At 51.2% G+C, this 25,205-nt stretch carries 18 protein-coding genes and 1 tRNA gene; 8 read left to right on the top strand and 11 right to left on the bottom strand.

The annotated features are described in order from the left end of the window. The first annotated feature begins 178 nt into the window (after positions 1–178). From AC1VOR_RS14325 to AC1VOR_RS14310, 4 genes are read left to right on the top strand one after another with little or no spacing between them, the layout of a single operon-like run. Positions 179–1,066, top strand: coding sequence for a DUF8171 family membrane protein (locus tag AC1VOR_RS14325; RefSeq protein ID WP_482618623.1), 888 nt, complete (start codon positions 179–181; stop codon positions 1,064–1,066). Next, a complete protein-coding gene (locus AC1VOR_RS14320; protein WP_482618622.1) occupies positions 1,059–2,882 on the top strand; it encodes an ABC transporter ATP-binding protein in 1,824 nt (607 codons plus the stop codon). Before AC1VOR_RS14325 ends, AC1VOR_RS14320 begins: the two co-directional genes overlap by 8 nt. Then, on the top strand, positions 2,857–3,678 hold the full coding sequence (locus AC1VOR_RS14315) for an energy-coupling factor transporter transmembrane component T family protein (RefSeq protein ID WP_482618621.1): 822 nt from the start codon (positions 2,857–2,859) through the stop codon (positions 3,676–3,678). Before AC1VOR_RS14320 ends, AC1VOR_RS14315 begins: the two co-directional genes overlap by 26 nt. Further along, a complete protein-coding gene (locus AC1VOR_RS14310; RefSeq protein WP_482618620.1) occupies positions 3,679–4,521 on the top strand; it encodes a PHP domain-containing protein in 843 nt (280 codons plus the stop codon). It abuts the gene before it with no gap. A gap of 195 nt (positions 4,522–4,716) precedes the next feature. Here the strand turns inward: AC1VOR_RS14310 and rnr are convergent, their stop codons facing one another. After that, positions 4,717–7,494: a ribonuclease R gene (gene rnr, locus AC1VOR_RS14305; RefSeq protein ID WP_482618895.1), complete on the bottom strand. Its 2,778-nt coding sequence runs from the start codon at positions 7,492–7,494 to the stop codon at positions 4,717–4,719. 356 nt (positions 7,495–7,850) lie between these two features. Continuing rightward, positions 7,851–8,084, bottom strand: coding sequence for a preprotein translocase subunit SecG (gene secG, locus AC1VOR_RS14300; RefSeq protein ID WP_059048825.1), 234 nt, complete (start codon positions 8,082–8,084; stop codon positions 7,851–7,853). 331 nt (positions 8,085–8,415) lie between these two features. Here secG and AC1VOR_RS14295 point away from each other — a divergent pair, with 331 nt between their 5' ends. Beyond that, on the top strand, positions 8,416–10,422 hold the full coding sequence (locus tag AC1VOR_RS14295) for a methyl-accepting chemotaxis protein (RefSeq protein WP_482618619.1): 2,007 nt from the start codon (positions 8,416–8,418) through the stop codon (positions 10,420–10,422). A 130-nt stretch (positions 10,423–10,552) separates the two neighbouring features. Here AC1VOR_RS14295 and eno read toward each other — a convergent pair whose 3' ends face one another. From eno to AC1VOR_RS14265, 6 genes are all read right to left on the bottom strand, one after another. Next, positions 10,553–11,845 carry a phosphopyruvate hydratase gene (gene eno, locus AC1VOR_RS14290; protein WP_059048823.1) on the bottom strand — a complete coding sequence of 431 codons (1,293 nt, stop codon included), beginning with the start codon at positions 11,843–11,845 and terminating at the stop codon, positions 10,553–10,555. Between the two features lie 52 nt (positions 11,846–11,897). Next, on the bottom strand, positions 11,898–13,445 hold the full coding sequence (gpmI, locus tag AC1VOR_RS14285; RefSeq protein ID WP_482618618.1) for a 2,3-bisphosphoglycerate-independent phosphoglycerate mutase: 1,548 nt from the start codon (positions 13,443–13,445) through the stop codon (positions 11,898–11,900). After that, complete coding sequence (tpiA, locus tag AC1VOR_RS14280) at positions 13,446–14,198, bottom strand: triose-phosphate isomerase (protein ID WP_482618617.1); 753 nt, start codon at positions 14,196–14,198, stop codon at positions 13,446–13,448. It abuts the gene before it with no gap. Between the two features lie 397 nt (positions 14,199–14,595). Next, a complete protein-coding gene (locus tag AC1VOR_RS14275; RefSeq protein WP_482618616.1) occupies positions 14,596–15,777 on the bottom strand; it encodes a phosphoglycerate kinase in 1,182 nt (393 codons plus the stop codon). A gap of 253 nt (positions 15,778–16,030) precedes the next feature. Next, positions 16,031–17,041: a type I glyceraldehyde-3-phosphate dehydrogenase gene (gene gap / locus AC1VOR_RS14270; RefSeq protein WP_059048819.1), complete on the bottom strand. Its 1,011-nt coding sequence runs from the start codon at positions 17,039–17,041 to the stop codon at positions 16,031–16,033. A gap of 103 nt (positions 17,042–17,144) precedes the next feature. Continuing rightward, a complete protein-coding gene (locus AC1VOR_RS14265) occupies positions 17,145–18,176 on the bottom strand; it encodes a sugar-binding transcriptional regulator (protein WP_482618615.1) in 1,032 nt (343 codons plus the stop codon). Between the two features lie 318 nt (positions 18,177–18,494). On the opposite strand from AC1VOR_RS14265, the gene AC1VOR_RS14260 reads away from it, so the two are divergent. The 3 genes from AC1VOR_RS14260 to ade all read left to right on the top strand — a co-directional run bounded on the left by AC1VOR_RS14260 (position 18,495) and on the right by ade (position 21,660). Further along, positions 18,495–18,569: transfer RNA gene (locus AC1VOR_RS14260), tRNA-Arg, on the top strand. 540 nt (positions 18,570–19,109) lie between these two features. Then, entirely contained in the window at positions 19,110–19,709 is a 600-nt protein-coding gene (gene clpP / locus AC1VOR_RS14255) for an ATP-dependent Clp endopeptidase proteolytic subunit ClpP (protein WP_482618614.1), read from the top strand. Between the two features lie 148 nt (positions 19,710–19,857). Continuing rightward, the gene (ade, locus tag AC1VOR_RS14250) at positions 19,858–21,660 is read left to right on the top strand and encodes an adenine deaminase (RefSeq protein WP_482618613.1); all 1,803 of its coding nucleotides are present in this window, start codon (positions 19,858–19,860) and stop codon (positions 21,658–21,660) included. Between the two features lie 76 nt (positions 21,661–21,736). Here the strand turns inward: ade and AC1VOR_RS14245 are convergent, their stop codons facing one another. From AC1VOR_RS14245 to AC1VOR_RS14235, 3 genes are all read right to left on the bottom strand, one after another. Further along, the gene (locus AC1VOR_RS14245) at positions 21,737–22,744 is read right to left on the bottom strand and encodes a LacI family DNA-binding transcriptional regulator (RefSeq protein ID WP_482618612.1); all 1,008 of its coding nucleotides are present in this window, start codon (positions 22,742–22,744) and stop codon (positions 21,737–21,739) included. Between the two features lie 21 nt (positions 22,745–22,765). Then, positions 22,766–24,175: a glucuronate isomerase gene (gene uxaC / locus AC1VOR_RS14240; RefSeq protein ID WP_482618611.1), complete on the bottom strand. Its 1,410-nt coding sequence runs from the start codon at positions 24,173–24,175 to the stop codon at positions 22,766–22,768. Positions 24,176–24,363: 188 nt separating this feature from the next. Beyond that, complete coding sequence (locus AC1VOR_RS14235) at positions 24,364–25,161, bottom strand: DUF3298 and DUF4163 domain-containing protein (RefSeq protein WP_482618610.1); 798 nt, start codon at positions 25,159–25,161, stop codon at positions 24,364–24,366. Positions 25,162–25,205 lie beyond the last annotated feature (44 nt).

Here is a 25,205-nt window from a genome sequence, read left to right as displayed (position 1 = left end):
GCCTTTTCGATCTACTCCACTCCATTCTAGCTCGCTAATGTTATGCAAATTTTATTACATTGTTTTCACTATGTAAAAAATATTACAATGCGTTGACACAAAGCCCCCTCTCCCTTAATACTCCGCTACTAGACTGAAAGCACTACCTCATAAAAAATATGCCAAGGAGGCTCTTTCCATGAGCAGTAAGACCCTGTATACCCTCACGTCTTCGCAGAAAATGATGATTTTTGTGTTATCGATGTCCCTGTACGGCCTGTCCAACATGTTCACCGAGCTCATCCCCAGCTTCCAACTGGGTCCCATCGAACTATCTGTAGAGTATTTTGCCTTTATTCCATTGACCCTGTGCATCTTGTTCCATCCCTTATATGCCGCCGTTGGCGCGGCGCTGGGTGAAGTCATCTTCGGCGAGCTGATGCTTGGCCAATTCGGCGGTTTGGGCGAACTAGAGAAATTCCTGACCTTCTCCTTCGCCATGTACGTCGCCGGGCGCCTAGTTCGTAATCCGCAGAACCGGATGCAGGTTGGTATCGCAGCCATGACTGGCGTAATTATCCACCAACTGTGCAGCACCTTGGTCGATATCGGTAAAGTATGGATTGGCGTCGAGGAATTCGAAGCCGTTCCCGGCCTGGCTGAAAGTGTCGTCCTCGTCGAAGGCGTCAGCTTCCTGAACGATGTGCTGTTCTCCGGCATTCTGTTCGCCTTGCTCCCGACCCTCTACCTGGTTCCACGGCTCTATGGCAAAATCGAACCTCTGCTCGGCATCAAGCCACGGGTATCCACTACACGGTACGAAGCAGCCGGCATTATTTCGCCCAAGCTGGTGATTACAGGCATCGTGCTTGCACTGGTCGCGTTTGGTGCGGAATCCCTGTCCGAGACCGACTGGAATATCGGGGAGTGGGATAGCGGGTTTGCTGATCGCTTTGGCATCGGAGCCATTTGGCTGAGCCTTGGTATTGCCGCAGTCATCGCAGTAGTTACCTTGCTTATGTTACGTGCCAGAAAGAACCGAAATGCCCAGTCTGGGAATAACATCGAGAATTCGCCATATGCCTGATACAAATAGGAAGGCAACCCCGTCAGAAGCACCTTTATACGCCATTGAAGTTGCCGATGTTACCTTTACTTATCCCGGCTCCAGTCAGCCCGTATTGAACCACGCCTCTCTAACCATCGAGCACGGTACCTTTACGGCGATCATTGGTGGCAACGGCAGCGGCAAATCAACCTTATGTAAATTGTTCAATGGATTGATTCCGCATTACTATTCCGGAGATTTTGAAGGCGAAGTACGGGTTCAGGGCATGTCTACCTTGCAAAAAAACGTCGCCGTCCTCTCCAAGCACGTAGGCTACGTCTATCAGGACTTCGATAATCAACTGGTACGCCCTACGGTGCTGGACGAGGCCTGCTTCGCTCCCCTGAACTACGGGCTGGGCGATTACCGGGAGCGGGCGTTACGCGCTTTGGAGCTATGTGGCCTAATCCATCTGCAACATCGCTATATCTGGGAGCTTAGCGGCGGACAGAAGCATCTGCTTGCGCTGGCTGGCGCATTGTCTCTGGAGCCGGAAATTCTCATCGTCGATGAGCCGGTCTCCCAGCTAGACCCCAGCCATGCCCGCCAGGTCTATGAAGTGCTGAAGCAGCTTCACCAAGCTCACGGGAAGACCATCATTGTCATCGAGCATCATACCGAGTTTATCGCTGATTATTGCCAAGAGGTCTGCCTGCTGGAACAAGGCCGGGTGCTGTGGAAGCGCCCGGTTGCAGCAGCGCTGAATAGCCTGGAAGACCTGGAACGGCTGGGGATTCAGCCACCTGAGGTCACCCAAGCTGCGGCGCTACTAGCTACTCAGCCTCAGAACCGATACCCCATTACAACGGAAGAGGGAATGGGCTACTTTACGGATTTACTGCAATCCTCGCATGCTCAATCGGAGAATTTACTGCAGACAAACCGTTCAATTTCTACCCTGATGGCTACGGAGCAAGTACAAACTGACAACACCCCGAACCCCGTTATTCAATTCGAAGGGGCCAGCTTGAACTATCGGACAATTCGCAAAGCCGAGCAAACCGTGCTACACGATATCCATCTTCAAATTCACGAAGGAGAACGGATCGCACTGGTTGGCAACAACGGCGCGGGGAAATCCTCGCTGATGAAGCTGATCGCGGGAATTGCCAAGCCTTCCAAAGGCACAGTGACCGTGCTAGGGCAAGAGACTAGCAAAGTATCGATTGAACAACTGTCCCACGATGTCGCGTTCGTCTTCCAGAACCCGGAAGATATGTTCATCGAGGACAGCGTGCAGAAGGAAATTTCGTATTGCCTCAAAAGACGGGGGTATCCCGAAGCAGATGAGACGCTTCAACGTATGCTGGGAAGCTTTCGGCTGGAGGAATTGCAGGAACGGGACGCCCGCCTGCTTAGCGGTGGCCAGCAGCGCCGGGTATCCCTCGCGATTGGAGCGGCGATTAGACCTGCCATTATGCTGCTGGATGAACCGACAGCCAACCTGGATCTGGCTACACGCGAGGAACTACTCAGCACACTGGAAGAGCTGGGACAGCACGTCCGCACCGTGATAATCGCCACCCATGACATGCAGCTTGTGCATCGCTGGGCCACGCGTGTTATCGTGATGCATCAAGGCCGCATTCTTGCGGATGGGACAGCAGAAGAGGTCTTCGCTTCGCCGCAGCTCGTTCAGCAGGCTGGGCTCGCCCTGACACAAAGCATGCAACTCTCTCTGGCACTTGGCCTTCACCCGGCTTGCGGCTCTCCAGCAGAGCTGGCCCGGCGGCTAGGTCATACTTTCACAGGAAAGGAGCCCCTCTCGCATGGAGCTTGTCCGCAACTGGTTTAACAAAATATCGCTCGACCGCATCCAACTGGAACTGATGAACACGGCGTACGGCAGCGGCCACGCCTCCCTGTCCCGGCTGGACCCACGCGGTATGCTGATCTGGTATCTGTTCTTCGCCATCGTCCCGTGGTTCATGAACAGCTATCTTGTCCTGGCCGGAATGTGCTTGTTCATGATCGCTACCACCTGGCTTTCCCGGGTCTCTCCGTTCATCATTCTGGTGTTATGCCTGGGCCTGATTGGACAGGTCGGCTGGCTGTTCATTATCTCATTGTTCTTCGGCGGAGATATCTCGTCCGCTTTGCCCCTGGTGAAGTTGACCATGAAGCTATCCGTTGTCTCGCTAGCCAGTATTACCGTGTTCTCAGGCATGGACCCGGAGAAGATCAGCGACGGCCTGCTGGCCCTAGGTGTCCCGGCCGCCTTCTCGTTCAGCTTATCCTACGGCTACCGCATTTTACCGGTGCTATTCGAGGAGTTCCGGAACGTGCTGCTATCCTACCGCTTGCGGGGCAAAGCCCCCGAGCATCACGGTCTGCTGTACTGGCGGCTGGGAGTGTACTACCTTAAGCTGCTCGTTTACGCCTTCTTCCCATTGATGCTGGCTACAGCCAAGCGGTCACGCACCACGGTGGAGGCGCTTGAGACCCGTGGCTTCTCCTACGGCATGCGCAATCCCGCCGCCAAGAAGCTCAAGCTGGCCCATCTCAAGTTGCAACGCCATGATTTTTTGTTTTTGGGCGGAAGCGCCCTGTATGTCGCGTTATTATTTTGGCTTAACCAAGGAGTGTTTTAGATGAAAATTGACTTGCATACCCACGCCAAACTATCCAAGGCCACCGACTTCTCACAGGCCTATTACGAAGAAATGATTGCCGAAGCCATTGCGAACGGGCTGGATGCCCTCGCTTTGACCGAGCATTTTAATACACGCCGTTTCCATGACGTTTATGATCATCTCGACCGCCTCTATCCCTTCAACGGAGAGTATTATCAGGCTGGCACACTGCGCATCTTCCCCGGCATGGAGGTCGACATTCGTGAGAACGGACATATTCTGATCATCGGACGCAAGGAACATGTTCTCAGCGTGCGAGAAGCCTTGGAAGACTACACGAAGAAAGGCAACTTTATTCCCTTCGACGATCTAATGGCCTTGGCCGAACGCTACCCGTTGCTGAAGATTGGAGCCCATCCCTTCCGCAAGTCCACGCCGCTTCATCATCTGAGCCGGGAGCAACTAGGGCGGCTGGATGCCTTTGATTTAAACGCCAAGGATATGTACGAATACGGAAATGAGGTCAACCAAGCTAATGTAGAACGATTTGCTGCCGACCTGGGCAAGCCGGTTACAGCGGGCAGCGATACCCATCAATGTCTGCAATACGGTAGCATCTATAACGAGTTGGCTCAGCCTTGTGAGACTGTAGCCGAACTGAAACAAGCTATCCTTGGCGGACTTTATACCGTTCATGTATCGGGTAGCCTGGCTCTTCGTGTCAAAGCCTCCGTTATGCTGAAGAAGCTGCTCAAGCGGCTGGTTAAGCTGGAAGGCCCTGCGGCTCAGACTACCACCACCTCAGGCTCCATTCCCGGTTCATCTCCGGGGGCCTCTGCTGCTTCGGCCGCATCGCTTTAACAACAAGATTGATGAGCGAAGCCTCTCACAATCAACCCAATGGATAGAGGCGGCATAGAGGGTCAGCTTCTGATCACCATGTGATTCAAAAATCTGCACAAGCACAAGCAGAAAAGCAGCAAGCTTCCGGTTCCCCGGCACTTGCTGCTTTTCTAATTTCTATAGGGGCCTCGCTCGCTTTATGCGGCGTTGGCCTTATTTTTTCTTCTTGCGCACAAAGGCTGCGGTGGCATTTCCACTGCCGCCCTTGCTCTTGCCCTTGCCGCTCCGCTTGCGTCCTGGGGCCAATTCCCCGGCCGCTTCCTCGCGGGCGCCACCGGCCAGGCTGCCGCTTGCGGACGGCTTCTTCCGCCGCGAGCCGCGTTCCTCGCCGCTGCGGTATCCGCCGCCATCGCGGGCCACGGCCACCGTCCCGGAGGCGTAGCCTCCCTTGCCGGAGCCGAAGCCAAAGCTCGCGGCTCCGGCAGGCGCATCGCCAAGAGCTTCACGGGCGCGCGCGATCGCGCCTTCCGGCCCGGTCAGCGCAATGCCGCCGCTACCGCGCTTGCTGCGCTTTCCGCCGCCCGGCGCTGGCACCGCTGGCGCGTGGCCGCCTTCGGCCGCTGGCCCGCCGCCGGCGAAGCTCCGGCTCAGCTCGGCCTCACCGCGGCCAGCCTTGCCTTTGCTGCCGCGCTTCGCGCCGCCCTTGCCGCCACCTACCTTGGCGGCCTTCCCGGCAGCCTTGCCTGCTGCTGCCGGCTTGCCTTTCCCGACGCGCTCCTTGCCGCGCTTACCACTGCCGCCCTTGCCCGGCTTGCCGCCACGGCCACCCCGGTCGCCGCCGAAGCCCTCGCGGGCAGCAAAGCCCTCCCCGCGACGGCGCGGCTTCATATCCACCATCTCGAAGTCGATGGTATGGTCGTCCATGTTCACGCGCGCTACGCGAATCTTCACCTCGTCGCCGATCCGATAGATCTTCGACGTCCGCTCCCCGATCAGCGCCATATGCTGCTCGTGGAAGTGGTAATAATCATCCGTCATCGCACTAAGCCGAATCAGCCCCTCGACCGTATTCTCCAGCTCGATGAACATCCCGAAGCTCGTTACGCTGCTGATCATACCCGGGAATTCTTCCCCGACCTTATCGAGCATGTACTCGGCCTTCTTCAACTGCTCCGTATCCCGTTCCGCTTCCACGGCGATACGCTCCCGCTCCGATGACTGCTGCGCGATATCCTGCATCCGGCTGGCCAAGTACTCCTGCCGCGCTTCGCTTAACGCCCCTCCGCCTTCAATGACCTCCCGAATGACCCGGTGAATCACCAAATCGGGATAGCGGCGAATCGGAGAAGTAAAGTGGGAGTAGAACTCCGCAGCCAGTCCAAAGTGCCCCGTGCTCTCCGCATCATATTTGGCCTGCTTCATGGAACGCAACATCATCGTGCTGATGACCGTTTGCTCCTTGGTCCCCTGAATATTTTCCAACAGGGTTTGCAACGCCCGTGGATGAATGCGGTCCCCCTTGCTTCCCTTAACGGAATGCCCGAAGTTAGCGACAAACGCCATGAAGTTCATCAGCTTCTCCTGATCCGGGTCCTCATGAATCCGGTAAATAAACGGAACCTTCAGCCAATGGAAATGCTCAGCCACCGTCTCATTCGCCGCCAGCATAAACTCTTCAATAATTTGCTCGGCGATGGAACGTTCCCGCTTCACAATATCGATTGCCTTGCCATTCTCATCTACAATAACCTTGGATTCCTCGAAGTCAAAGTCCACTGCCCCACGCCGCATGCGATTGCCCCGCAGCCGCATAGCTAACTCTTGCATCAGCTTGAAGGTATCCACCAGATCAGCATAACGCTCCGTAACCTCGGGATCTTCCTCCTGCAATATTTTCCGAACATTGGTATAGGTCATACGCTCCTTGGTCCGAATCACGCTCGTATAGATGTCATGGCTGACCACCTTCATCTGCTCGTTGAACTCCATCTCGCAGGATAACGTAAACCGGTCTACCTTCGGATTGAGCGAGCAAATCCCGTTGGACAAGCGGTGTGGAAGCATCGGAATAACCCGGTCCACCAGATACACACTGCATCCCCGCTGATAAGCCTCCTGGTCCAGCGCAGAATTCTCCTTCACATAATAGCCGACGTCAGCAATATGTACCCCAAGCCGGATATTGCCGTTAGGCATCCGCTCCACGTGAACCGCATCATCCAGATCCTTGGCATCCTCGCCATCAATGGTAACAATGACCTTGTCCCGCAAATCACGACGACGCTGGCGAGCAATTTCTTCTTCAGCAATGGTCTCTGGCGTGTCCTGCGCCTCGGCCATGACTTCATCAGGAAATGCTTCCGGCAATTGATGCTTGCGAATAATCGATAGAATATCAACGCCCGGATCATCCTTATGCCCCAGAATCTCGATAACTTGTCCAACAGCCGCAGATCGTCCCTCGGGATACTCCACAATCTTGACTACAACCTTCTCACCATCAACCGCACCGCCGAACCCTTCCAGCGGGACGAAAATATCCTTGTTAATCCGTTTATCATCGGCAATAACAAACCCATAAGTCTCGTTATGCTGAAATACGCCCACGACCTGTGTCACCGCACGGTTAACGATCCGAACAACTTCACCTTCCAGCTTGCCGCCGCCTACACTCTTCGAGCTGACGCGCACCAGCACAGTGTCTCCGTTCATGGCACTCTTCAGATCATTAGCGTGGACATACACATCGGGGTGTTCCTTGTCCTCAGGAATAAGAAAAGCAAATCCCTTGGCATGTGCCTGCAACCGGCCACGTACCAGGTCCATCCGTTCCGGCACACCATAGCGGTGCGTCCGGGTTAAAATAATTTCACCCGCCTGCTCCAGACGATTCAACATTTTGAGAAAGCTCTTAAACTCTCCTGCATCGTGAATACCAAAATGCTCTTCCAGCTCCTGATACGTCATCGGCTTGTAGGCGGTCTCCCGCATAAAGGCCAGCAATTCTGTGTCTGTAATTAAATTCAAATGATTTCACCTCAAGCCCGGCCTCTCAACCTTCACCGGGTAATGTATTTAGTCAACTTCGTTTCTATAATATTCCTCTAGTTGTATATACCCTAGTATACACGAATTTAACGCGGTACATCCGTGTATGCCCTGCACCGCCCCTGCACAAATTTACCAAGCTGCTCCAAAGTCTATGAACCACTCTGGTCGTATGCGTAACAAGCATCACTCACTCCAGTGTTTGAATACATGGCTACTTGTTCACTCATCTTATAGCTTGATCAATTAAAAAAAGCCTGCCTTCCCCAAAGGAAAAGCAGGCTTTGCTTGAATTTGATCTAATCCAATACAACGGCAACCACGATTGATAGAACGAAGAAGCCGACGGCCAAGCCGATCGTTACACGCTCCAGCACCAGTTCCATACCACGGGCTTTCGTCTTTCCGAAGAGATGTTCAGCACCCCCGGAGATGGCACCCGCAAGACCCGCGCTCTTCCCCTTCTGCAACAATACAGCAACGGTCAGACCGATCGAGAAAATAACGAGCAATACCTTCAAGAAAATATCCATTCAATCCACCTCCTAAAGTGAGAATCTCTTCATCTATTCCTTTATGCTTCGAGTTTATCATTCATTCAAAAACAGCATTATTATTGTATCATAGCACCCGTAAATTAACAACCGTTTTCATCCATTATACCAACTTCAACCCAGATCAATCCATCTACTTATGTACCTTATAAATTAGTAAGCGTCAACGAAGTTTCTCATTCCATAACCCAACATTTCCCGTCTCAAGTCCCAAAATTCTACATATCGTGCCAATTTGGCCCTTTTATTCGTGGTACTATTTTCTTAACTCATATTTTTATGCACAAGTCAGTCATTGGAGGTTAATAATGTGTTTAGCAAAAACAAGCTTAATCGCAAGTCGATGTCCTTTCAGACCAAGCTACTGTTGATTGTTCTGGCGACGTCTCTGATTCCCCTGCTGGCCGCCAGCATCTTCTTCATTAATTACTTCGGCGGTGTCACGAAGGACGACAGCAACGAGTTGGCCCAGTCAACGCTACGTATGAACATCGATAAGATCGATGAATGGGTATTATCCAAGTCCTCTGCGGTGGAACAGTTAATTGAGCAAAATCCGAAATTTCAATCCGGCAAAACCGAGGATATCTTCCCGCTGCTCACCATTCTGGAGCAAAGCGACAGTCAGTCGGAGGGTTACAGCGTCATTGATAAGAACGGGCAGCTTCTGAATATGCTCGGGATGACGTCGGATATGTCGCAGAGCGACTACTTCCTTGAAGCCAAGGAGAGCCATAAGCCCGCCATCGGCGAGATGAGTTACCTGGAGGCGCTTGATAAATATATTATACCGGCCATCGTGCCCGTTAATGATCAATCGGGCGCATTTGTGGGCGGTATTGCTTTTTCCATCACCCCTGACGTACTAACCGCTCAGAGCAACAAAATCAACATAGCCGAGACGGGTTACGGCTACGTGATCTCTGATACCGGAGTCTACTATAGCTACCCTGATGCCGAGCGGTTTGGCAAGAAGATGGAGGACTACGCTACCACCCCAGGGCTGCAGAAGGCTGTAACAACCATCCTGGGCAACCAAAGCGGGTCCATGACATATCAGGACGAAACGGGCCAGGAAGTGATTACCTACTACGGGACGATTCCTAGTACGCATTGGAAAATGGTCATTACCGTACCGACTAGCGAAATATTCGCTAAAGTTACGGAAGCTCGAAGCTTGTCCATCGCCCTCGCCATAGCCACGGTACTAATTGTCTCGGCTATCGCTGTAGTGCTGGCCAGACTGGTCGTCAAGCCCATCAAAATCATCTCCCAAGTGATGACTAAGGTAGCGGCCGGCCATCTGGGCGAACGGGTTGCGGTAAAATCGCGGGATGAAATCGGTCAAATGAGCGAAAATATCAATCTGATGATTGATTCATTGTCCAATATGGTGCAGCAAATCGATCATACTATTGGTCAAGTAGACGTCGCTTCCAATGAACTGCTGAACGCCGCGCAGAAGTCTTCTCACGCGACTGCAGATATCACTTCGGCAATTCAGGAAGTGGCCAGCGGTACGGAGACCCAGCTTCAAGGTGCCCGGCAATCCGCGCAAGCTACAGAAGAGATGGCTATCGGCGTACAAAGAATTGCTGAAGCCTCCGGCAGTGTATCAGAACGGGCAGAAGCTGTGTTTGAAGAGGTCGAGCACGGCTATTTGGAGATTCAATCGGCGATTGAACAGATGGGACAAATCCAGTCTACCGCCAACCAAACGGCGGCCGACATCGAGAAATTAGCGGCGCACTCTAGCGAAATTGGTGAGATTGTCCATGTAATTTCCGATATCTCAAACCAGACCGCACTGCTGTCACTGAACGCCTCCATTGAGGCCGCACGTGCAGGGGAACAAGGACGTGGATTTGCTGTTGTCGCCGGAGAAGTGAAGAAGCTCGCGGAACAGACGAATCAGTCTATCTCCCATATCGTGGAGTTGATTCAGTTCATTCAAGGCTCCACAGCCCAGGCTTCCACTTCGATAACTAACAGCATTGGTGAAATTGATACCGGGATTGAACGCATGGAGCAGGTGGGTACTTCTTTCAGCCAAATTCGCGGCTCCATTCATCATGTCTCCTCACAAATTCAGGATGTCTCGGCAACTACACAGGAGATATCAGCAGGTACCGAAGAGATCGCGGCTTCGGTTGGAGACATGCTGACGATTGCCACAGATTCTGCACAAAGCGCCCAATCGGTGGCCGCTTCCTCTACAGAGCAATCGACCATTATGACAGGCATTGAAGCTTCAGCGCAATCCTTGAATCATTTGATGAATGAATTGAAAGAACAAATCAAGGTCTTCAAGGCCTAAGCCCTAATTGGAACAGAATTATCATACTATGACTTGTGAAAATATGAACGAAACATAAACAAGGCCCTCTGGGATTTAACTCCAGAGGGCCTTGTTTTATTGCAATTTAAAGCTCGTTAAGGTTTGAATCTTAACGATGTTCTTTCAGGTTGTAGAAAGATTTCAAGCCGTTGTATTGAGCCAGGTCAGCCAATTGGTCTTCAATGCGAAGCAATTGGTTGTACTTAGCGATACGGTCTGTACGGGAAGGAGCACCCGTCTTGATTTGACCCGCATTTGTTGCCACAGCGATGTCGGCAATGGTGCTGTCTTCGGATTCACCGGAACGGTGAGAGATAACAGCCGTATAACCTGCACGTTTAGCCATTTCGATAGCATCGAAGGTTTCAGTCAAAGTACCGATTTGGTTTACTTTGATCAGGATGGAGTTACCGATACCATCTTTGATCCCTTTGTAGAGACGTTCTGTGTTAGTTACGAACAAGTCGTCACCCACGAGTTGGATTTTGTCACCCAATTTCTCAGTGAGCAGCTTCCAACCTTCCCAGTCATCTTCGCCGCAACCATCTTCGATAGTGATGATTGGATATTTTTCTACCCAAGAAGCGAGCAAGTCAACGAATTCTGCGGAAGTGTAAGATTTACCTTCGCCTTCAAGATGGTATTTGCCATCTTTGTAGAATTCAGTAGAAGCTACGTCCATACCCAGGAATACGTCTTTACCTGGTGTGTAGCCTGCTTTCGTGATAGCTTCCATGATTGAGGACAATGCATCTTCGTTGGAAGTAAAGTTAGGAGCAAAGCCGCCTTCGTCGCCAACAGCCGTGTTCAGGCCTTTCGCTTTCAGAACGGATTTCAGGTTGTGGAAGATTTCTGCGCCAGTACGAAGAGCTTCCTTGAAGTTAGGAGCGCCTACAGGCAGAATCATGAATTCTTGTACGTCTACGTTGTTGTCGGCATGCGCGCCACCGTTCACGATGTTCATCATCGGAACTGGAAGTTGCTTGGCGTTGAATCCGCCCAGGTATTCGTAGAGTGGCAGGTCCAGAGCGTCAGCCGCAGCGCGGGCAACAGCCATGGATACAGCCAGGATTGCGTTGGCACCCAATTTACCTTTGTTTGGTGTACCGTCCAAAGCGATCATCAATTTGTCGATGCCGAGTTGGTCCAGAGCGTCCATACCGATCACTTCTGGGGAGATCAGTTCATTTACGTTCTTAACAGCTTGCAGTACGCCTTTGCCCAGGTAACGGGACTTGTCTTCGTCGCGAAGCTCAACCGCTTCATGAGCACCTGTGGAAGCGCCGGAAGGAACGATAGCGCGGCCCATTGCGCCGGACTCAAGATATACTTCAACTTCAACAGTAGGGTTACCGCGAGAGTCCAGGACTTCGCGAGCATAGACATCAGAAATAATTGTCATAAGATACAGTCTCCTTTTAAGTGTTAATTTTTATTTTTTGTTCTTGGTTTGCTTAAGCCTTGCGGCTGGCAATCATGGATGTACCGGTCATTTCAGCCGGTTGCGGCAGGCCCATCAGATCGAGCAGCGTTGGAGCTACATCGGCCAGAATCCCCTTCTCGCGCAATACGACATTCTCGTCAGTAACGATGAATGGAACCGGGTTCGTGGTATGTGCAGTAAATGGACGGCCTTGCTCATCCGTTTCCATATCGGCATTACCATGGTCGGCAATAATGATAACTACGCCGCCTTTAGCGGTAACCGCATCAACAACCTTGGCTACACATTCGTCGGTGACTTCAACCGCCTTAATCGTTGGTTCCATCATCCCCGAGTGGCCTACCATGTCAGGATTAGCAAAGTTCAGGATAATCGCATCATGCTTATCTGCTTCGATCTCAGCTACGCAAGCCGCAGCCACTTCGTAAGCACTCATCTCAGGTTGCAGGTCATAAGTAGCTACCTTCGGTGAGTTGATTAACACGCGCGTTTCGCCAGGAAGTTCAACATCGCGACCACCGCTGAAGAAGAAGGTTACGTGCGGATATTTTTCCGTCTCGGCAATACGCAATTGCTTCTTGCCTTGCTGAACCAGCACTTCGCCAAACGTGTTGTCCAAATTCTTCGGCTTGTACGCCACATAACCGTCCACCGTCTCCGCAAACAACGTCAAGCATACGAAATGCAAGTCGGTTGGGAACTTGGGACCACGATCGAAGCCTTGGAAATCTTTGTTGGTGAATACGTTGGACAATTGAATCGCACGGTCCGGACGGAAGTTCAGGAATATAACTGAATCCCCTGATTCCACGGATGCGATCGGTTGATCATGTCCATCCACAATAACGGTTGGCATTACGAATTCATCAAATACCGATTTCTCGTAGGATTCGGTTACTGCCGTAATCGGGTCGGTATATTTAGGGCCTTCGCCATAAACCATCGCACGGTACGACTTCTCTACGCGATCCCACCGTTTGTCACGGTCCATCGCATAGTAACGGCCTTGCACTGTAGCGATTCGGCCTACGCCAAGCTCATTAATCTTCCCAATCAGACGTTCCAGGAAGCCCTTCGCACTATCTGGAGCCACGTCGCGTCCGTCCAGGAAGGCATGGATGTATACTTCATGCATCTCTTCCTTCTTGGCCAGGTCCAACATAGCAAACAGGTGGTCGATATGGCTATGAACGCCGCCGTCGGACAGAAGACCATATAAATGCAGCTTCTTGCCCTTCGCTTTTGCACTGCGAACCGCTGCTACCAGCGTTTCATTGTTGAAGAATTCGCCTTCGCGAATCGACTTGGAGATCCGGGTCAAGTCCTGGTATACAATCCGGCCAGCACCGATGTTCAAGTGCCCTACTTCCGAGTTGCCCATTTGACCTTCCGGCAAACCAACCGCTTCACCACTGGCAGTCAAAGTCGTGTTTGGATATTGCTTCAGGTAACGATCATAGTTCGGCTTATTCGCTTGGGCTACTGCATTGCCCTCTACTTGCTCGCGAAGTCCAAAGCCGTCCATGATGATCAATGCTACCGGTTTGGGGGCTGTCATTTACTTCGCCCCCTCAACAAGCTCAGCATAAGATGCTGGCTGCAAGCTGGCTCCGCCCACAAGCGCGCCATCGATATCGCTTTGACCCATGTATTCCTTTACGTTCTCCGGCTTCACGCTGCCGCCGTATTGGATACGGATCTTCGCAGCAACATCATTGCCGTACAGTCCATCAACCAGGCTGCGGATGTAGGAAATGACTTCGTTCGCATCTTGAGAAGTAGAAGATTTGCCTGTACCAATTGCCCAGATTGGTTCGTAAGCAATAACGACTTGAGCCGCTTGCTCTGCTGTCAAGCCTTTCAACGCCGCTTCCGTTTGCACTTTAACGACATCTTTGGTTTGACCCGCTTCACGTTCTTCCAATTTCTCGCCAACGCAAGGGATTGGAGTCAAGCCATGCTTGAACGCTGCATGGATTTTCTTGTTAACGATTTCGTCGGTTTCACCAAAGTATGCGCGACGTTCGGAGTGTCCGATAATGACATAATCCACGCCCAGCTCTTTCAGCATTCCTCCGCTGATTTCGCCTGTAAATGCGCCTTCGTCTTCAAAATGCATGTTTTGCGCGCCGATCTTAATTGACGTGCCTTTTGCTGCTTCTACCAAAGCCGGGAGGTTTGTAAACGGAGCGCAGATGACACTTTCCACGCCTGCAAATTCCGCTTTACCTTTAACCGCTTCGAAGAAAGCCTTAGCTTCGGAAACCGTTTTAAACATTTTCCAGTTTCCTGCAATGATAGGTGTTCTCACAGAGCCCACTCCTTTATTTCATAGAGGTAGTTCAAAAAAACGGTCTTTGATCACGATGCAATTTCAGGAAGTATTTCGACATCGAATCTTGAATTCAGCCGGGCCTTCCGTTGCTCACGTAGATCTATCTACGCTCCGCTACTCAGTCCCTAGCTTCATCCAACCTTCTCGGTGCTGAAATCCCGTTTTTTTGAACCTTAATCTTAATGAGATAGTTCAAAAAAACGGCCTTTGATCACGATGCAATTTCAGGAAGTAAATTCGACATCGAATCTTGAATTCAGCCGGGCCTTCCGTTGCTCACGTAGATCTATCTACGCTCCGCTACTCAGTCCCTAGCTTCATCCAGCCTTCTCGGTGCTGAAATCCCGTTTTTTTGAACGTTTGAACCTTATTCTTACTTATCGTTCAGGGCAACAACGCCTGGAAGCGCCTTGCCTTCCATAAATTCAAGAGAAGCGCCGCCGCCAGTGGAAATGTGGTCCATTTCCCCTGCCAGATTAAATTTCTCTGCTGCTGCTGCGGAGTCGCCGCCACCGATGATGGTGTAGCCTTCCGTAGTCGCGCAAGCTTCAGCCACTTCTTTTGTACCGTTAGCAAAAATGTCGATTTCGAATACGCCCATCGGTCCGTTCCAAACAACCAGCTTGGAGTTCTTGATGATGTCTGCATAAATGGCACGTGTCTTCGGTCCGATGTCTACGCCTTCCCAATCAGCAGGAATGCTATCGATATCAACGTCATTGTGATTCGCAGTTGCGCTGAAGTCGTCTGCTACTACGCAGTCAACAGGCAACACAAAGTTCTTGCCGAGCTTCTTGGCTTTCTCGATGAAGCCGAGTGCTGCATCCAGCTTCGAATCATCCAGCAAGGACTTACCGATTTCATGGCCTTGAGCCTTGAAGAAGGTATAAGCCAGACCGCCGCCAATCAACACGTTGTCTGCAATGTTGAGCAGATTGTCGATGACATCGATCTTGTCTTTTACTTTCGATCCACCAATGATAGCTGTAAAAGGACGATCCGGGTTCGACAAGGCTTTACCGAGAACGGACAGTTCCTTCTCCATCAGAAGACCAGATACGGCCGGCAAATGATGAGCGATGCCTTCAGTCGAAGCATGAGCACGGTGAGCCGCACCAAATGCATCATTGACGAACAGGTCAGCCAATTCAGCAAATTGCTTCGCAAGTTCAGGATCGTTTTTCTCTTCACCTGGGTAGAAACGAACGTTCTCAAGCACGAGGACGTCGCCGTTATTCAAGGCACTTACTTTTGTCTTTGCTGCTTCACCAATAGCTTCGTCAGCCTTAGCTACTGGCTTGCCCAGCAACTCGGACAGGCGTGCAGCCGCTTGGGTCAAACGCATATCTTCATTCACTTGGCCTTTTGGACGGCCCAAATGACTCGCGAGAATAACTTTCGCACCATTTTCGATCAAGTATTTGATCGTAGGCAACGTTTCGCGAATCCGGGTATCGTCCGTAATCTTGCCGTCTTGCATCGGTACATTGAAATCTACACGAACAAACACGCGTTTGCCGCTTACTTCCACATCACGTACACTTTTCTTGTTCATATCCACGTTCCTCCTAAGGGTATGCGCGGCGGTTTCCAGAACTAGCGGAAAAATGCGCATATACGGCTTAATTCTTGATTTCTCTCCTAAGCGTCTTGCGAAAAGCTATCTCTATTTATAAAAACGGGGTGTGTGTGAATGCCGTGTTTGGTGCATGAACCAAAGAGGAGTCCTTCTAGGCAGGTCGCTCCTCTTTGGATTGGTTATATTAGAGAAGATTCACAAATGCATCTTCTCATTTGACATTGCTATATTACTTAACTTTTTTTGCGAAGTATTCCAGGGAACGAACCAATTGAGCTGTGTAGGACATTTCGTTGTCGTACCAAGCTACTGTTTTAACGAGTTGTTTGTCGCCAACAGTCATTACTTTCGTTTGAGTCGCATCAAACAGGGAACCGTAAGTGATACCTACGATATCGGAAGATACGATTTCATCTTCAGTGTAACCGAAAGTTTCTGGATCGGAAGCGGCTTTCATTGCTGCGTTTACTTCTTCAACTGTAACTGATTTTTCCAGAACAGTTACAAGCTCAGTCAGGGAACCAGTTGGTACAGGTACACGTTGAGCAGCACCGTCGAGCTTGCCTTTCAGTTCAGGGATAACCAGGCCGATAGCTTTAGCTGCGCCAGTTGTGTTAGGAATGATGTTTGCTGCTGCTGCACGAGCACGACGGAAGTCGCCTTTCGCATGAGGAGCATCCAGCGTGTTTTGGTCGCCAGTGTAAGCGTGGATCGTAGTCATCAAACCTTCAACGATGCCGAAGCTGTCGTTCAGGGTTTTAGCCATAGGTGCCAGGCAGTTCGTTGTGCAAGATGCACCGGAGATAACCGTTTCGGAACCGTCAAGGATTTCATGGTTAACGTTGTAAACAACGGTCTTCATGTCGCCAGTAGCTGGAGCGGAGATAACAACTTTCTTCGCGCCGCCCTTAAGGTGCTTTTCAGCGCCTTCTTTGGTTGTGAAGAAGCCTGTGCATTCCAGAACGATATCTACGCCGAGGTCGCCCCAAGGCAATTCTTCAGGGTTGCGGTTAGCCAGAACCTTAACTTCTTTGCCGTTAACTTTGAAGAAGCCATCATGCACTTCAACTTCACCGTCGAAGCGGCCTTGCGTCGTATCATATTTCAACAAATGAGCCAACATTTTTGCATCTGTCAGGTCATTGATCGCTACTACTTCAATACCTTCCACGTTTTGAATGCGGCGGAAAGCCAAACGTCCAATACGTCCAAACCCGTTAATCCCTACTTTTACGCTCATTAAATAGTTCCTCCCAGTGTTCGTTTTTTTTATTATTCAAGACAGGCCGAAAAGCCCGCCATGAGTAAACAATAGTTAATAAGAGCTTCTCTTGCCCGGAATCCTATTCCAGTCTGCTGACGATTTCTTCTGCTGCTGCTTCATCAGTCACCAGAATATCCTCATGCCCAAAGCGCAGCACCGAATGGATTGCTCTTGCCTTCGTCTTGCCGCCAGCGATACCAATCACCGTCTCCGTCTTCCGAATATCCTCCAGACGAAGGCCGAGGGTCAGCATCTTATGCACGACAATGCCATCTTCATTAAAATAGTAGCCAAACGATTCAGCCAAAGCGCCTTCGCTCTGAATATCCTTAACCACGGTCTGCTCCAGCTTGCGCCGCCGAGCCATCTCCATGGCATCGCCGATACCGTGCACCACAATTCGCGCCTGGCGAATCATGTTGACAATATCCTGAATGTTCGGATCATGCACCAAGGATTCATAGGCTTCTTTGCCCAGCAAATCGGGAACATGCAGCAGACGATAACCTGCCCCTACCCGCTTCGCCATACCGGAAGCAATCGTGTTCGCTTGAATCTCCAGGCTTTCGCCAAGTCCGCCGCGAGCCGGTACGAACCAGCTCTGCTTCATGGTGACACCCTGAGACGGATTTAGTTGATCCGCGACTTCCGCCAGCGTAGTACCGCCAGTGACCGCCACCACATCATTTCCGCACATAGCTCCAAGAAGTGCCTTGGCACCCGCCCGGCCCAACTCCCGCTTGACCATTGGCGAGGTTTCGCAGTCTCCGGGTACGATCACGACTTTGCGTAGACCATAATGCTGACGAATCTTCTCTTCCAAATTGGAAAGGCCAAACAGCTCATTCACAATCGGCTCCAGGCCCTCCAGCAGTTTCCGACCTGCGTCGCTGATTCTCATGCCAATATTCTCGATCTCAATCAGGCCTTGGGCCTTGAGGAGATCCGTTTCGGCACGCAACACACGCTCGGTCATGTCCAGTGAAGTTGCCAGCGTTCTACGGCCAATGACGTCGGATAACATGATCTGGTGAAGTATGGTGTACCTTTTCTTGAGAATGTCCATGAGATCAGGAAGAAGCTGCTTTTGAATATCTAATACATTTCGCATGCTTTCCACTCCTGCAAGCTTCGTCTTCTCTCTCCATCTCCTGGTCTTAAAATGTCCCGGGTTAACTTTTTAAGTCCCACCAATATTCTAACTAATTTTTAGCTCTGTTGCAAGCATGACTGTCCGTATAATTGGCATAATTCGGGGCTCTTATACCTTCATATTTAAAGAAGCAGCGAAACAGCGGCGTTTTAAGGGGATTTTGTCGAATGCTATTTTTATAAAATTCCTGTAGAGATGGAGCAGTGGTTATTTAATACTAGCAATGGCTTGCAATTATCTTCTACATAACATATAATCATTTTTGTTCGCTAATTTGCGCCCGTGGTCCAATGGATATGACGTAGGCCTCCGGAGCCTGAGATCGAGGTTCGATTCCTCGCGGGCGCGCCATTATTTTTTAAACATAGCTCATTGATCATTAACCAAAACAAGCCTCGGGGAACCCGCAGTGCTTTTTTTATTTTTTGAGTTTGACTTTCTTTGACTTTCTCAAGCAAATTAGTTATGATGAGGTTAATCTTTTTCGTTTCCGTCTATTCTGATAGTGCGTGTTCAAAAAGTCGGGTTTTCAGGACCAAGAAGGTTGGATGAAGCTAGGGACTGAGTAGCGGAGCTACACGCTTTCGGAGAAAACGACTTCGGAAGCATGGGTACGTGAGCAACTCAAATGTTTCTGAAGGAAACATACTACGGAAGCATATGCTAGGCCCGGCTGAATTCAAGATTCGATGTCGAATTTACTCCTTGAACTGCTTCGTTCTGGAAAGACAACTTTTTGAACAACCTCTGATATAGATGAGTGGCGAGATTTGAATGATTACATTCCACAAGAGAGGTTACCTGTGGACCGCCGCCGGACCTTCCCAAAGCGGAAGTGTTCCTCCGGATTAAGCCCTAAGTAGCCGCTCCAAATTCAAGGAGGTTTTATTGGTGAGTTATATTCCTATGGTCGTTGAACAAAGCAACCGCGGGGAGCGCGCATATGACATTTATTCCAGACTGCTCAAGGATCGGATCATCTTTCTGGGCTCCCAAGTGAATGATGTCGTCGCCAACTCCATCATCGCGCAGATGTTGTTTCTGGATGCGGAAGATCCCACGAAGGACATCTCTCTTTACATTAATAGCCCGGGCGGTTCCATTACAGCGGGCATGGCGATTTTCGATACAATGCAGTTTATCAAATCCGATGTATCCACAATTTGCGTAGGTATGGCCGCTTCGATGGGTGCCTTCCTGCTCAATGCCGGTGCTCCTGGCAAACGCTACGCGTTACCGAACAGTGAGATCATGATCCATCAACCACTCGGTGGTGCGGAAGGTCAAGCAACGGATATTGAAATCCGTGCCCGCCGCATCCTCAAAATGCGTGACAAGTTGAATCAAATCCTGGCAGAACGGACCGGCCAACCGCTGGAACGAATCGAGAAGGATACCGACCGCGACTACTTCATGAGCGCGGCTGAAGCGAAAGAATATGGCCTAGTTGACAAGGTCATCGAGAAAATCAATCCTGCGGCGAACGCTTAAACTAAGCTGCTGTAATTGAAGACGACTCTTTGAACAACCTCTATAAGGCTGCCCGAACAGAAAAACTGTTCTCGGGGCAGCCTTTTCTTGCTAGAATGAGGGAATAGATAATAAGACAGATGCCAAATGCAAGGGAGCGAACCGAAAGATGAACAGACAAGCGGAGAGAAAGAAACTACACGAGGTTAGCCAGGTGCTGGCAGATGTCGCCAAGGGGCAAGTAAAGGCTGACCTGGTGGTCAAGAACGGGACTCTAGTGAACGTTTATACGGGGGAACTACTGCCCCATACGGATATCGCTATTGCTGCGGGGCGAATTGCTTACGTAGGTGACGCCGCACATACGATTGGCGAGAAGACGAAAATCATTGAGGCCGAGGGTCGTTACATCTCCCCTGGATTGCTGGATGGCCATATGCACGTGGAGAGTACGATGCTGTCGGTCACGGAATTTGCCAAGGCGGCTCTTGCCAAAGGGACCACCGGCATCTTCATGGACCCTCATGAGATTGCTAATGTCTTTGGCCGCGAAGGTGTGCGCTGGATGCATGAGGAAGGACAAGCCTTGCCGCTAAAGGTATACACTACCTTCCCCTCCTGCGTGCCGGCAACGGATCATCTGGAGGATGCCGGGGCCGCCCTTGGCGTCGAGGACATCGCTGACGGCATGACCTGGCCCGGCGTGGAGGGGCTTGGTGAAGTCATGAACTTCCCCGGTGTCGTTGATGGCGATCCGAAGATGCTTGGCGAGATTCGGGCAACGATGGAAGCAGGCAAAACGGTTACCGGGCATTTCCCCAGTGATGACGAAGCCCTGCTTCAAGCTTACATCGCTTCCGGCGTGACCTCCTGCCACGAGACGATTACACGTGAGCAAGGCTTGACCAAGCTTCGGCTTGGCATGCATTTGATGATTCGGGAAGGCTCCGCCTGGCAAGATGTCAAGGAGGTTATCAAGGTCGTGACCGAAGATCACGTGAATCCGACCCAAATCCTTCTTGTTACTGACGATGTCTACCCGCAAACCTTGATTGAACAAGGCCACATCAACCACGTTGTGCGCCGTGCTATTGAAGAAGGAGTTGATCCGGTCACAGCCATTCAGATGGCTACCATCAACACGGCTCGGCACTTCAAGGTAGACGGAGATGTCGGGAGCCTTGCGCCCGGTAAATTCGCCGACCTGCTGCTAATTGACGATCTATCCCGGATGGAGCCTTCCACCGTCGTTACGGATGGAGAGGTCATATTTGATAGCGGAGGTCTTTGCTTCGAATTCCCGGTCTATCAATATCCACCGGAGGCTCGCCAGTCAGTTCATTTGACACGGACGTTAACCGCCGAGGATTTCCTTTATCATAGCCAGGGCAGCGGTAAAAGTGAGACTACCATTCACGTCATCGACGTCATTGAGAACAGTGCTCGTACACAAAAAGGAACGGCTACCGTGCAGGTCGATAGCACTGGCGTGTTGCGTCCTGCCCCGGAGCAGGACATCATAACGCTCGCCTGCATCGACCGCCATCGCGGCTCCGACGATCTGTCATTGGCCTTCGCTCGCGGCTTCGGCTTGAAGCGGGGGGCAGTGGCGTCCACGGTTGCTCATGACAGCCACAATCTGCTGGTCATGGGGGCCAGCCCCGAGGATATGGCCTTCGCTGCGACTGAGCTTGCCAAGCTGGGCGGCGGTATGATCGCTGTCCTGGATGGTCAGGTACTTGCCGCCGTCCCGATGGTCATTGCCGGGCTGATGTCAGACCAACCACTAGAGAAGGTTGTAGCTCAGGTGAAGCAACTGGAGGAAGCCTGGAGAACGCTCGGCTGTGAGCTAAACGCACCGTTCATGACCTTCTCCCTGATTGCCCTGCCCGTTATTCCAGAGCTTCGTATCACAAATCGCGGCTTGGCCGACGTGAACACCTTCGAACTCATACCGGTGGAGGTAGTTTAAACTCAGCATCAAACAACAAACTCCAATGCGCAGGAAGAGCCATCTTCCAGGCGAATTGGAGTTTGTTGTGTTCTACTCATACCAGCAAACGAACCGACTCCCGGCGAATCAATTGGGTATCCATAAGCACCCGCTCACCGGTTCCTGTCCCTTGCTCAATCCATTCAAGCACTTTGCGCGCGCCCATGAGAGATAGCTGCTCGATAGGCCGCTTCACCGTTGTTAAGGGAGGCGTCGTGTAGGAGGCAAAGCCGATATCGTCGAAGCCCACGACTGAGATATCTGCAGGGATACTCACGCCTGCTTCGGCTGCGGCCTTCATCGCACCAATGGCCATATCGTCATTACCGCAAAATACAGCAGAAGGACGTTCCTTCAGGGACAGCAGTTGCCGCATAGCCTCATATCCACTCTCCACGTCATAGCGACCTTCCACGATATACGGCTCACTTGCCACAAGCCCTGCCGCACGCATTGCTTGTTGATAGCCCTCAGTCCGCTCCGCTGTTGATTTATATCCAGAAATTCCTTTAATCAGAGCAATTCGAGTGTGACCACCAGCAATAAGATAACGGGTTAGCTCCTCCGCCCCTTCCCGATCATTAGAAGCCAAATTCACAATCCCCGAATCTTGCCTGCCCAAGTCACGATTAAGCACGACCAAGGGAATTTCCTGCTCGCGCACATGCCCGATGAACGCATCATCACGTTCGCTTTGGCTCATCAATAGAATGCCATCAAAAGCGCGACGATGGATCGGAGCGTAGTCCTCATAATCATCGATACCACGAACAAACAAATTGTACTGGACGCCAATGCCTTGGTTCACACCGCGCAGGGCCTCAGCCAGGAAGCTGGAGGAAGTTCCCTGGGCCATACTCGTAAAGAACAGGCCAATCGTGTGGGAGCGTTGCAGTACCAGACTCTTCGCGTTAACATTCGGAACGTAATTAAGCTGCTCGGCAATTTCCTTAATTTTGCGCCGGGTCTCCTCCTTGATGAGCGGACTGTTATTGAGCGCCCGGGAGACCGTCATATGTGAGACATTCGCCAACCTGGCGATGTCCTTAATCGTTGCGGACATAAGAAGCGTCCTTCCTCTCTTCTATTCAGGAAACGCAAAATAGCGCTCGGCGTTATCATAACATATATCCGTAACGATCTGGCCGAGTAGCTCGTAATCCTCCGGTGCTTCTCCCCGGTCTACCCAATCACCTAATACATCGCACAAAATACGCCGGAAATACTCATGACGCGGATAAGACAGGAAGCTCCGGGAGTCGGTCAGCATTCCGACGAATTGAGACAGCACGCCCAGATTAGCCAAGGTCTTCATCTGCTCGATCATGCCTTCCTTCGTATCGTTGAACCACCAGGCCGTGCCCAGTTGGACTTTACCAGGAACACCACCGCCCTGAAAGCTCCCCATGATACTTGCCAGAACCGCGTAATCGTTAGCATTTAGGGAGTACAATATGGTCTTGGGCAACTCTCCGGCCTTCTGAATGCCGTCCAGAAGCCCGGCCAGCGCATCCGCTACTTGGCCATCGTTAATAGCATCATAGCCGGTATCGGGTCCAAGCTGCTTGAACATTGCCGTATTCACATTCCGCAGAGCATGGATGTGCAATTGCATCGCCCAGCCACGTGCTGCGTACGCCTGTCCCAGGAAGCGCATTGTATATGATTTGTATTTCTTCTCTTCCAGCGGCGTTACCTTGCCTTTGCTCAGCACCTTGGCGAAGATCGCATCCGCTTCCTTCCGGGTTGTCTCCCGATACTCAAGTGTATCCAGTGCATGATCCGACACCCGGCCCCCCACCTCGTGGAAGAAGTCGATTCTTGCTTCAAGTGCCTCCAGCAGGGCCCCATAACTCTTGATCGGCTTACCCGTCACAGCTTCCAGCTTGCCCAGCCACGGCTTGAAGGTCGCCCGGTTAATCTCCAGAAATTTATCGGGACGGAAGCTGGGTAGCACTTTGGCTGTAAAACCCTCCAGTTCCTTAATCTTAAAATGATATTCCAGCGAATCTGCCGGATCATCCGTCGTGCAAACTACCGTTACCTTCGACTTGGTAATCAAATCCCTGGCTCCAAAGCCTTCCCCTTGCAGCTTGGCATTTGCTTTCTCCCAAATTGCAGGAGCCGTCTGCTCATTCAGCAGCTCCCGAATATCGAAGAAACGCTGCAACTCCAAGTGCGTCCAATGATACAGTGGATTGCCTATCAGCTTCGGCATGACAGAAGCCCAGGCCAGAAATTTGTCGTAATCCTCCGCATCCCCGGTAATCAACGACTCATCCACACCACATGCCCGCATCACGCGCCACTTATAGTGGTCTCCACCCAGCCAAGCTTCCGTCAGGTTGCGGAAAGTCTTGTTCTCATAGATCTCCTCCGGACTTAGATGACAGTGGTAATCGATGATGGGCAATTCCTTGGCATATTGATGGTAGAGTACCTCAGCCGCTTCACTATTCAGCAGAAAATTTTTCCCCAGAAACTTCTTCGCCATTTCCCCTGCTCCCTTCGATCTGATCTTCCGATTTTCATGCAAGCTTATTATGTTCACGTTAACATTACGATAGCTGATATTTATTGTAAACGTTTTACTGCAAAAAGCAAGGAGGTTTGTCGCCTTCTCTCCATAAAAAAAGCTGCTTCACATGACAGGATGCCATGCAGAGCAGCTTAGCTAATTTTTTAGCGTGTTTTGAAGTTGAAAGGATCGGCCCCCGGTGGCAGCAGCTTGGAGAACGGGAAATAATATTCTGGAAACCCATAGACGTAAGGCAGATAATCATACAGTTGGAAAAATATTGTCACACCCTGATCTTTAACATAATACGAAGGGTTAGGACCCACTGTCTTGAAATTGCCAAAGTAACCTTCCGTTTGCTGAAGCTGCTTGGCAATGTCCGGATCAACGATACTGCGATAATTGGGATTCGCTCGCAGCAGCTCATCCAGAGTAAGCAGCTTGCCGTCGCTAAGGCGGAAGGTCAGGCCCTCGCGGTAAGTCACGCCATGGGCACCACCCGTGAAGGAGTAGGTGTCCTGATACAAACTAAGCACTCCATTGCCGTTATAGGTCACCTTGTAGGTGCCGACATACTCGTAAGGATTGCCACTTGGTGTGCTAGGCTGGCTTGCTTTGGCTTCCTTGAGCGAATTGGCCGCGAAGGTCTCGGCTTTCCCCTTGAGCAAACGGTTGATTTGCTTCTGCACCGCCCGGTTCTTCAATCCGCTAATCTGCGGATAATCGACTTTAATCGACGCCTCGGGAATTTTCTTCTCAATCGTGTGATTGGTGACACGGACGCTGGCTTGCTGAGGTGCGGCTGTTGGACGAACTACTTCCGTACGAGCTCCTGTATGCAGGTTCGCAGGCATTCCGGGATCTGTTGCCCTTGCCTCGGCAGGCACTAATCCAACACCGGCTAATAACAGCCCCGTCGTGATAAACAATGCTATCCCTTTCCCTTTAACGCTTGGTTTCATCTGTGATCGCCACCCTTTTGTTAGTGAATATTTAAATTATGGCC

It is taken from the genome of Paenibacillus sp. 1SOY10 (assembly GCF_056836745.1).
The sequence above is the reverse complement of the archived record's forward strand: the minus strand, read 5'-3'. Positions and strand labels throughout refer to the sequence as shown.

Excerpts from the sequence above, each read along its gene's own strand:
- AC1VOR_RS14325 (WP_482618623.1), top strand. The coding sequence starts at position 179 with ATGAGCAGTAAGACCCTGTATACCCTCACGTCTTCGCAGAAAATGATG.
- AC1VOR_RS14320 (WP_482618622.1), top strand. The coding sequence starts at position 1,059 with ATGCCTGATACAAATAGGAAGGCAACCCCGTCAGAAGCACCTTTATAC.
- AC1VOR_RS14315 (WP_482618621.1), top strand. The coding sequence starts at position 2,857 with ATGGAGCTTGTCCGCAACTGGTTTAACAAAATATCGCTCGACCGCATC.
- AC1VOR_RS14310 (WP_482618620.1), top strand. The coding sequence starts at position 3,679 with ATGAAAATTGACTTGCATACCCACGCCAAACTATCCAAGGCCACCGAC.
- rnr (WP_482618895.1), bottom strand. The coding sequence starts at position 7,494 with ATGCGGGAGACCGCCTACAAGCCGATGACGTATCAGGAGCTGGAAGAG.
- secG (WP_059048825.1), bottom strand. The coding sequence starts at position 8,084 with ATGGATATTTTCTTGAAGGTATTGCTCGTTATTTTCTCGATCGGTCTG.
- eno (WP_059048823.1), bottom strand. The coding sequence starts at position 11,845 with ATGACAATTATTTCTGATGTCTATGCTCGCGAAGTCCTGGACTCTCGC.
- gpmI (WP_482618618.1), bottom strand. The coding sequence starts at position 13,445 with ATGACAGCCCCCAAACCGGTAGCATTGATCATCATGGACGGCTTTGGA.
- AC1VOR_RS14275 (WP_482618616.1), bottom strand. The coding sequence starts at position 15,777 with ATGAACAAGAAAAGTGTACGTGATGTGGAAGTAAGCGGCAAACGCGTG.
- gap (WP_059048819.1), bottom strand. The coding sequence starts at position 17,041 with ATGAGCGTAAAAGTAGGGATTAACGGGTTTGGACGTATTGGACGTTTG.
- AC1VOR_RS14265 (WP_482618615.1), bottom strand. The coding sequence starts at position 18,176 with ATGCGAAATGTATTAGATATTCAAAAGCAGCTTCTTCCTGATCTCATG.
- ade (WP_482618613.1), top strand. The coding sequence starts at position 19,858 with ATGAACAGACAAGCGGAGAGAAAGAAACTACACGAGGTTAGCCAGGTG.
- AC1VOR_RS14245 (WP_482618612.1), bottom strand. The coding sequence starts at position 22,744 with ATGTCCGCAACGATTAAGGACATCGCCAGGTTGGCGAATGTCTCACAT.
- uxaC (WP_482618611.1), bottom strand. The coding sequence starts at position 24,175 with ATGGCGAAGAAGTTTCTGGGGAAAAATTTTCTGCTGAATAGTGAAGCG.
- AC1VOR_RS14235 (WP_482618610.1), bottom strand. The coding sequence starts at position 25,161 with ATGAAACCAAGCGTTAAAGGGAAAGGGATAGCATTGTTTATCACGACG.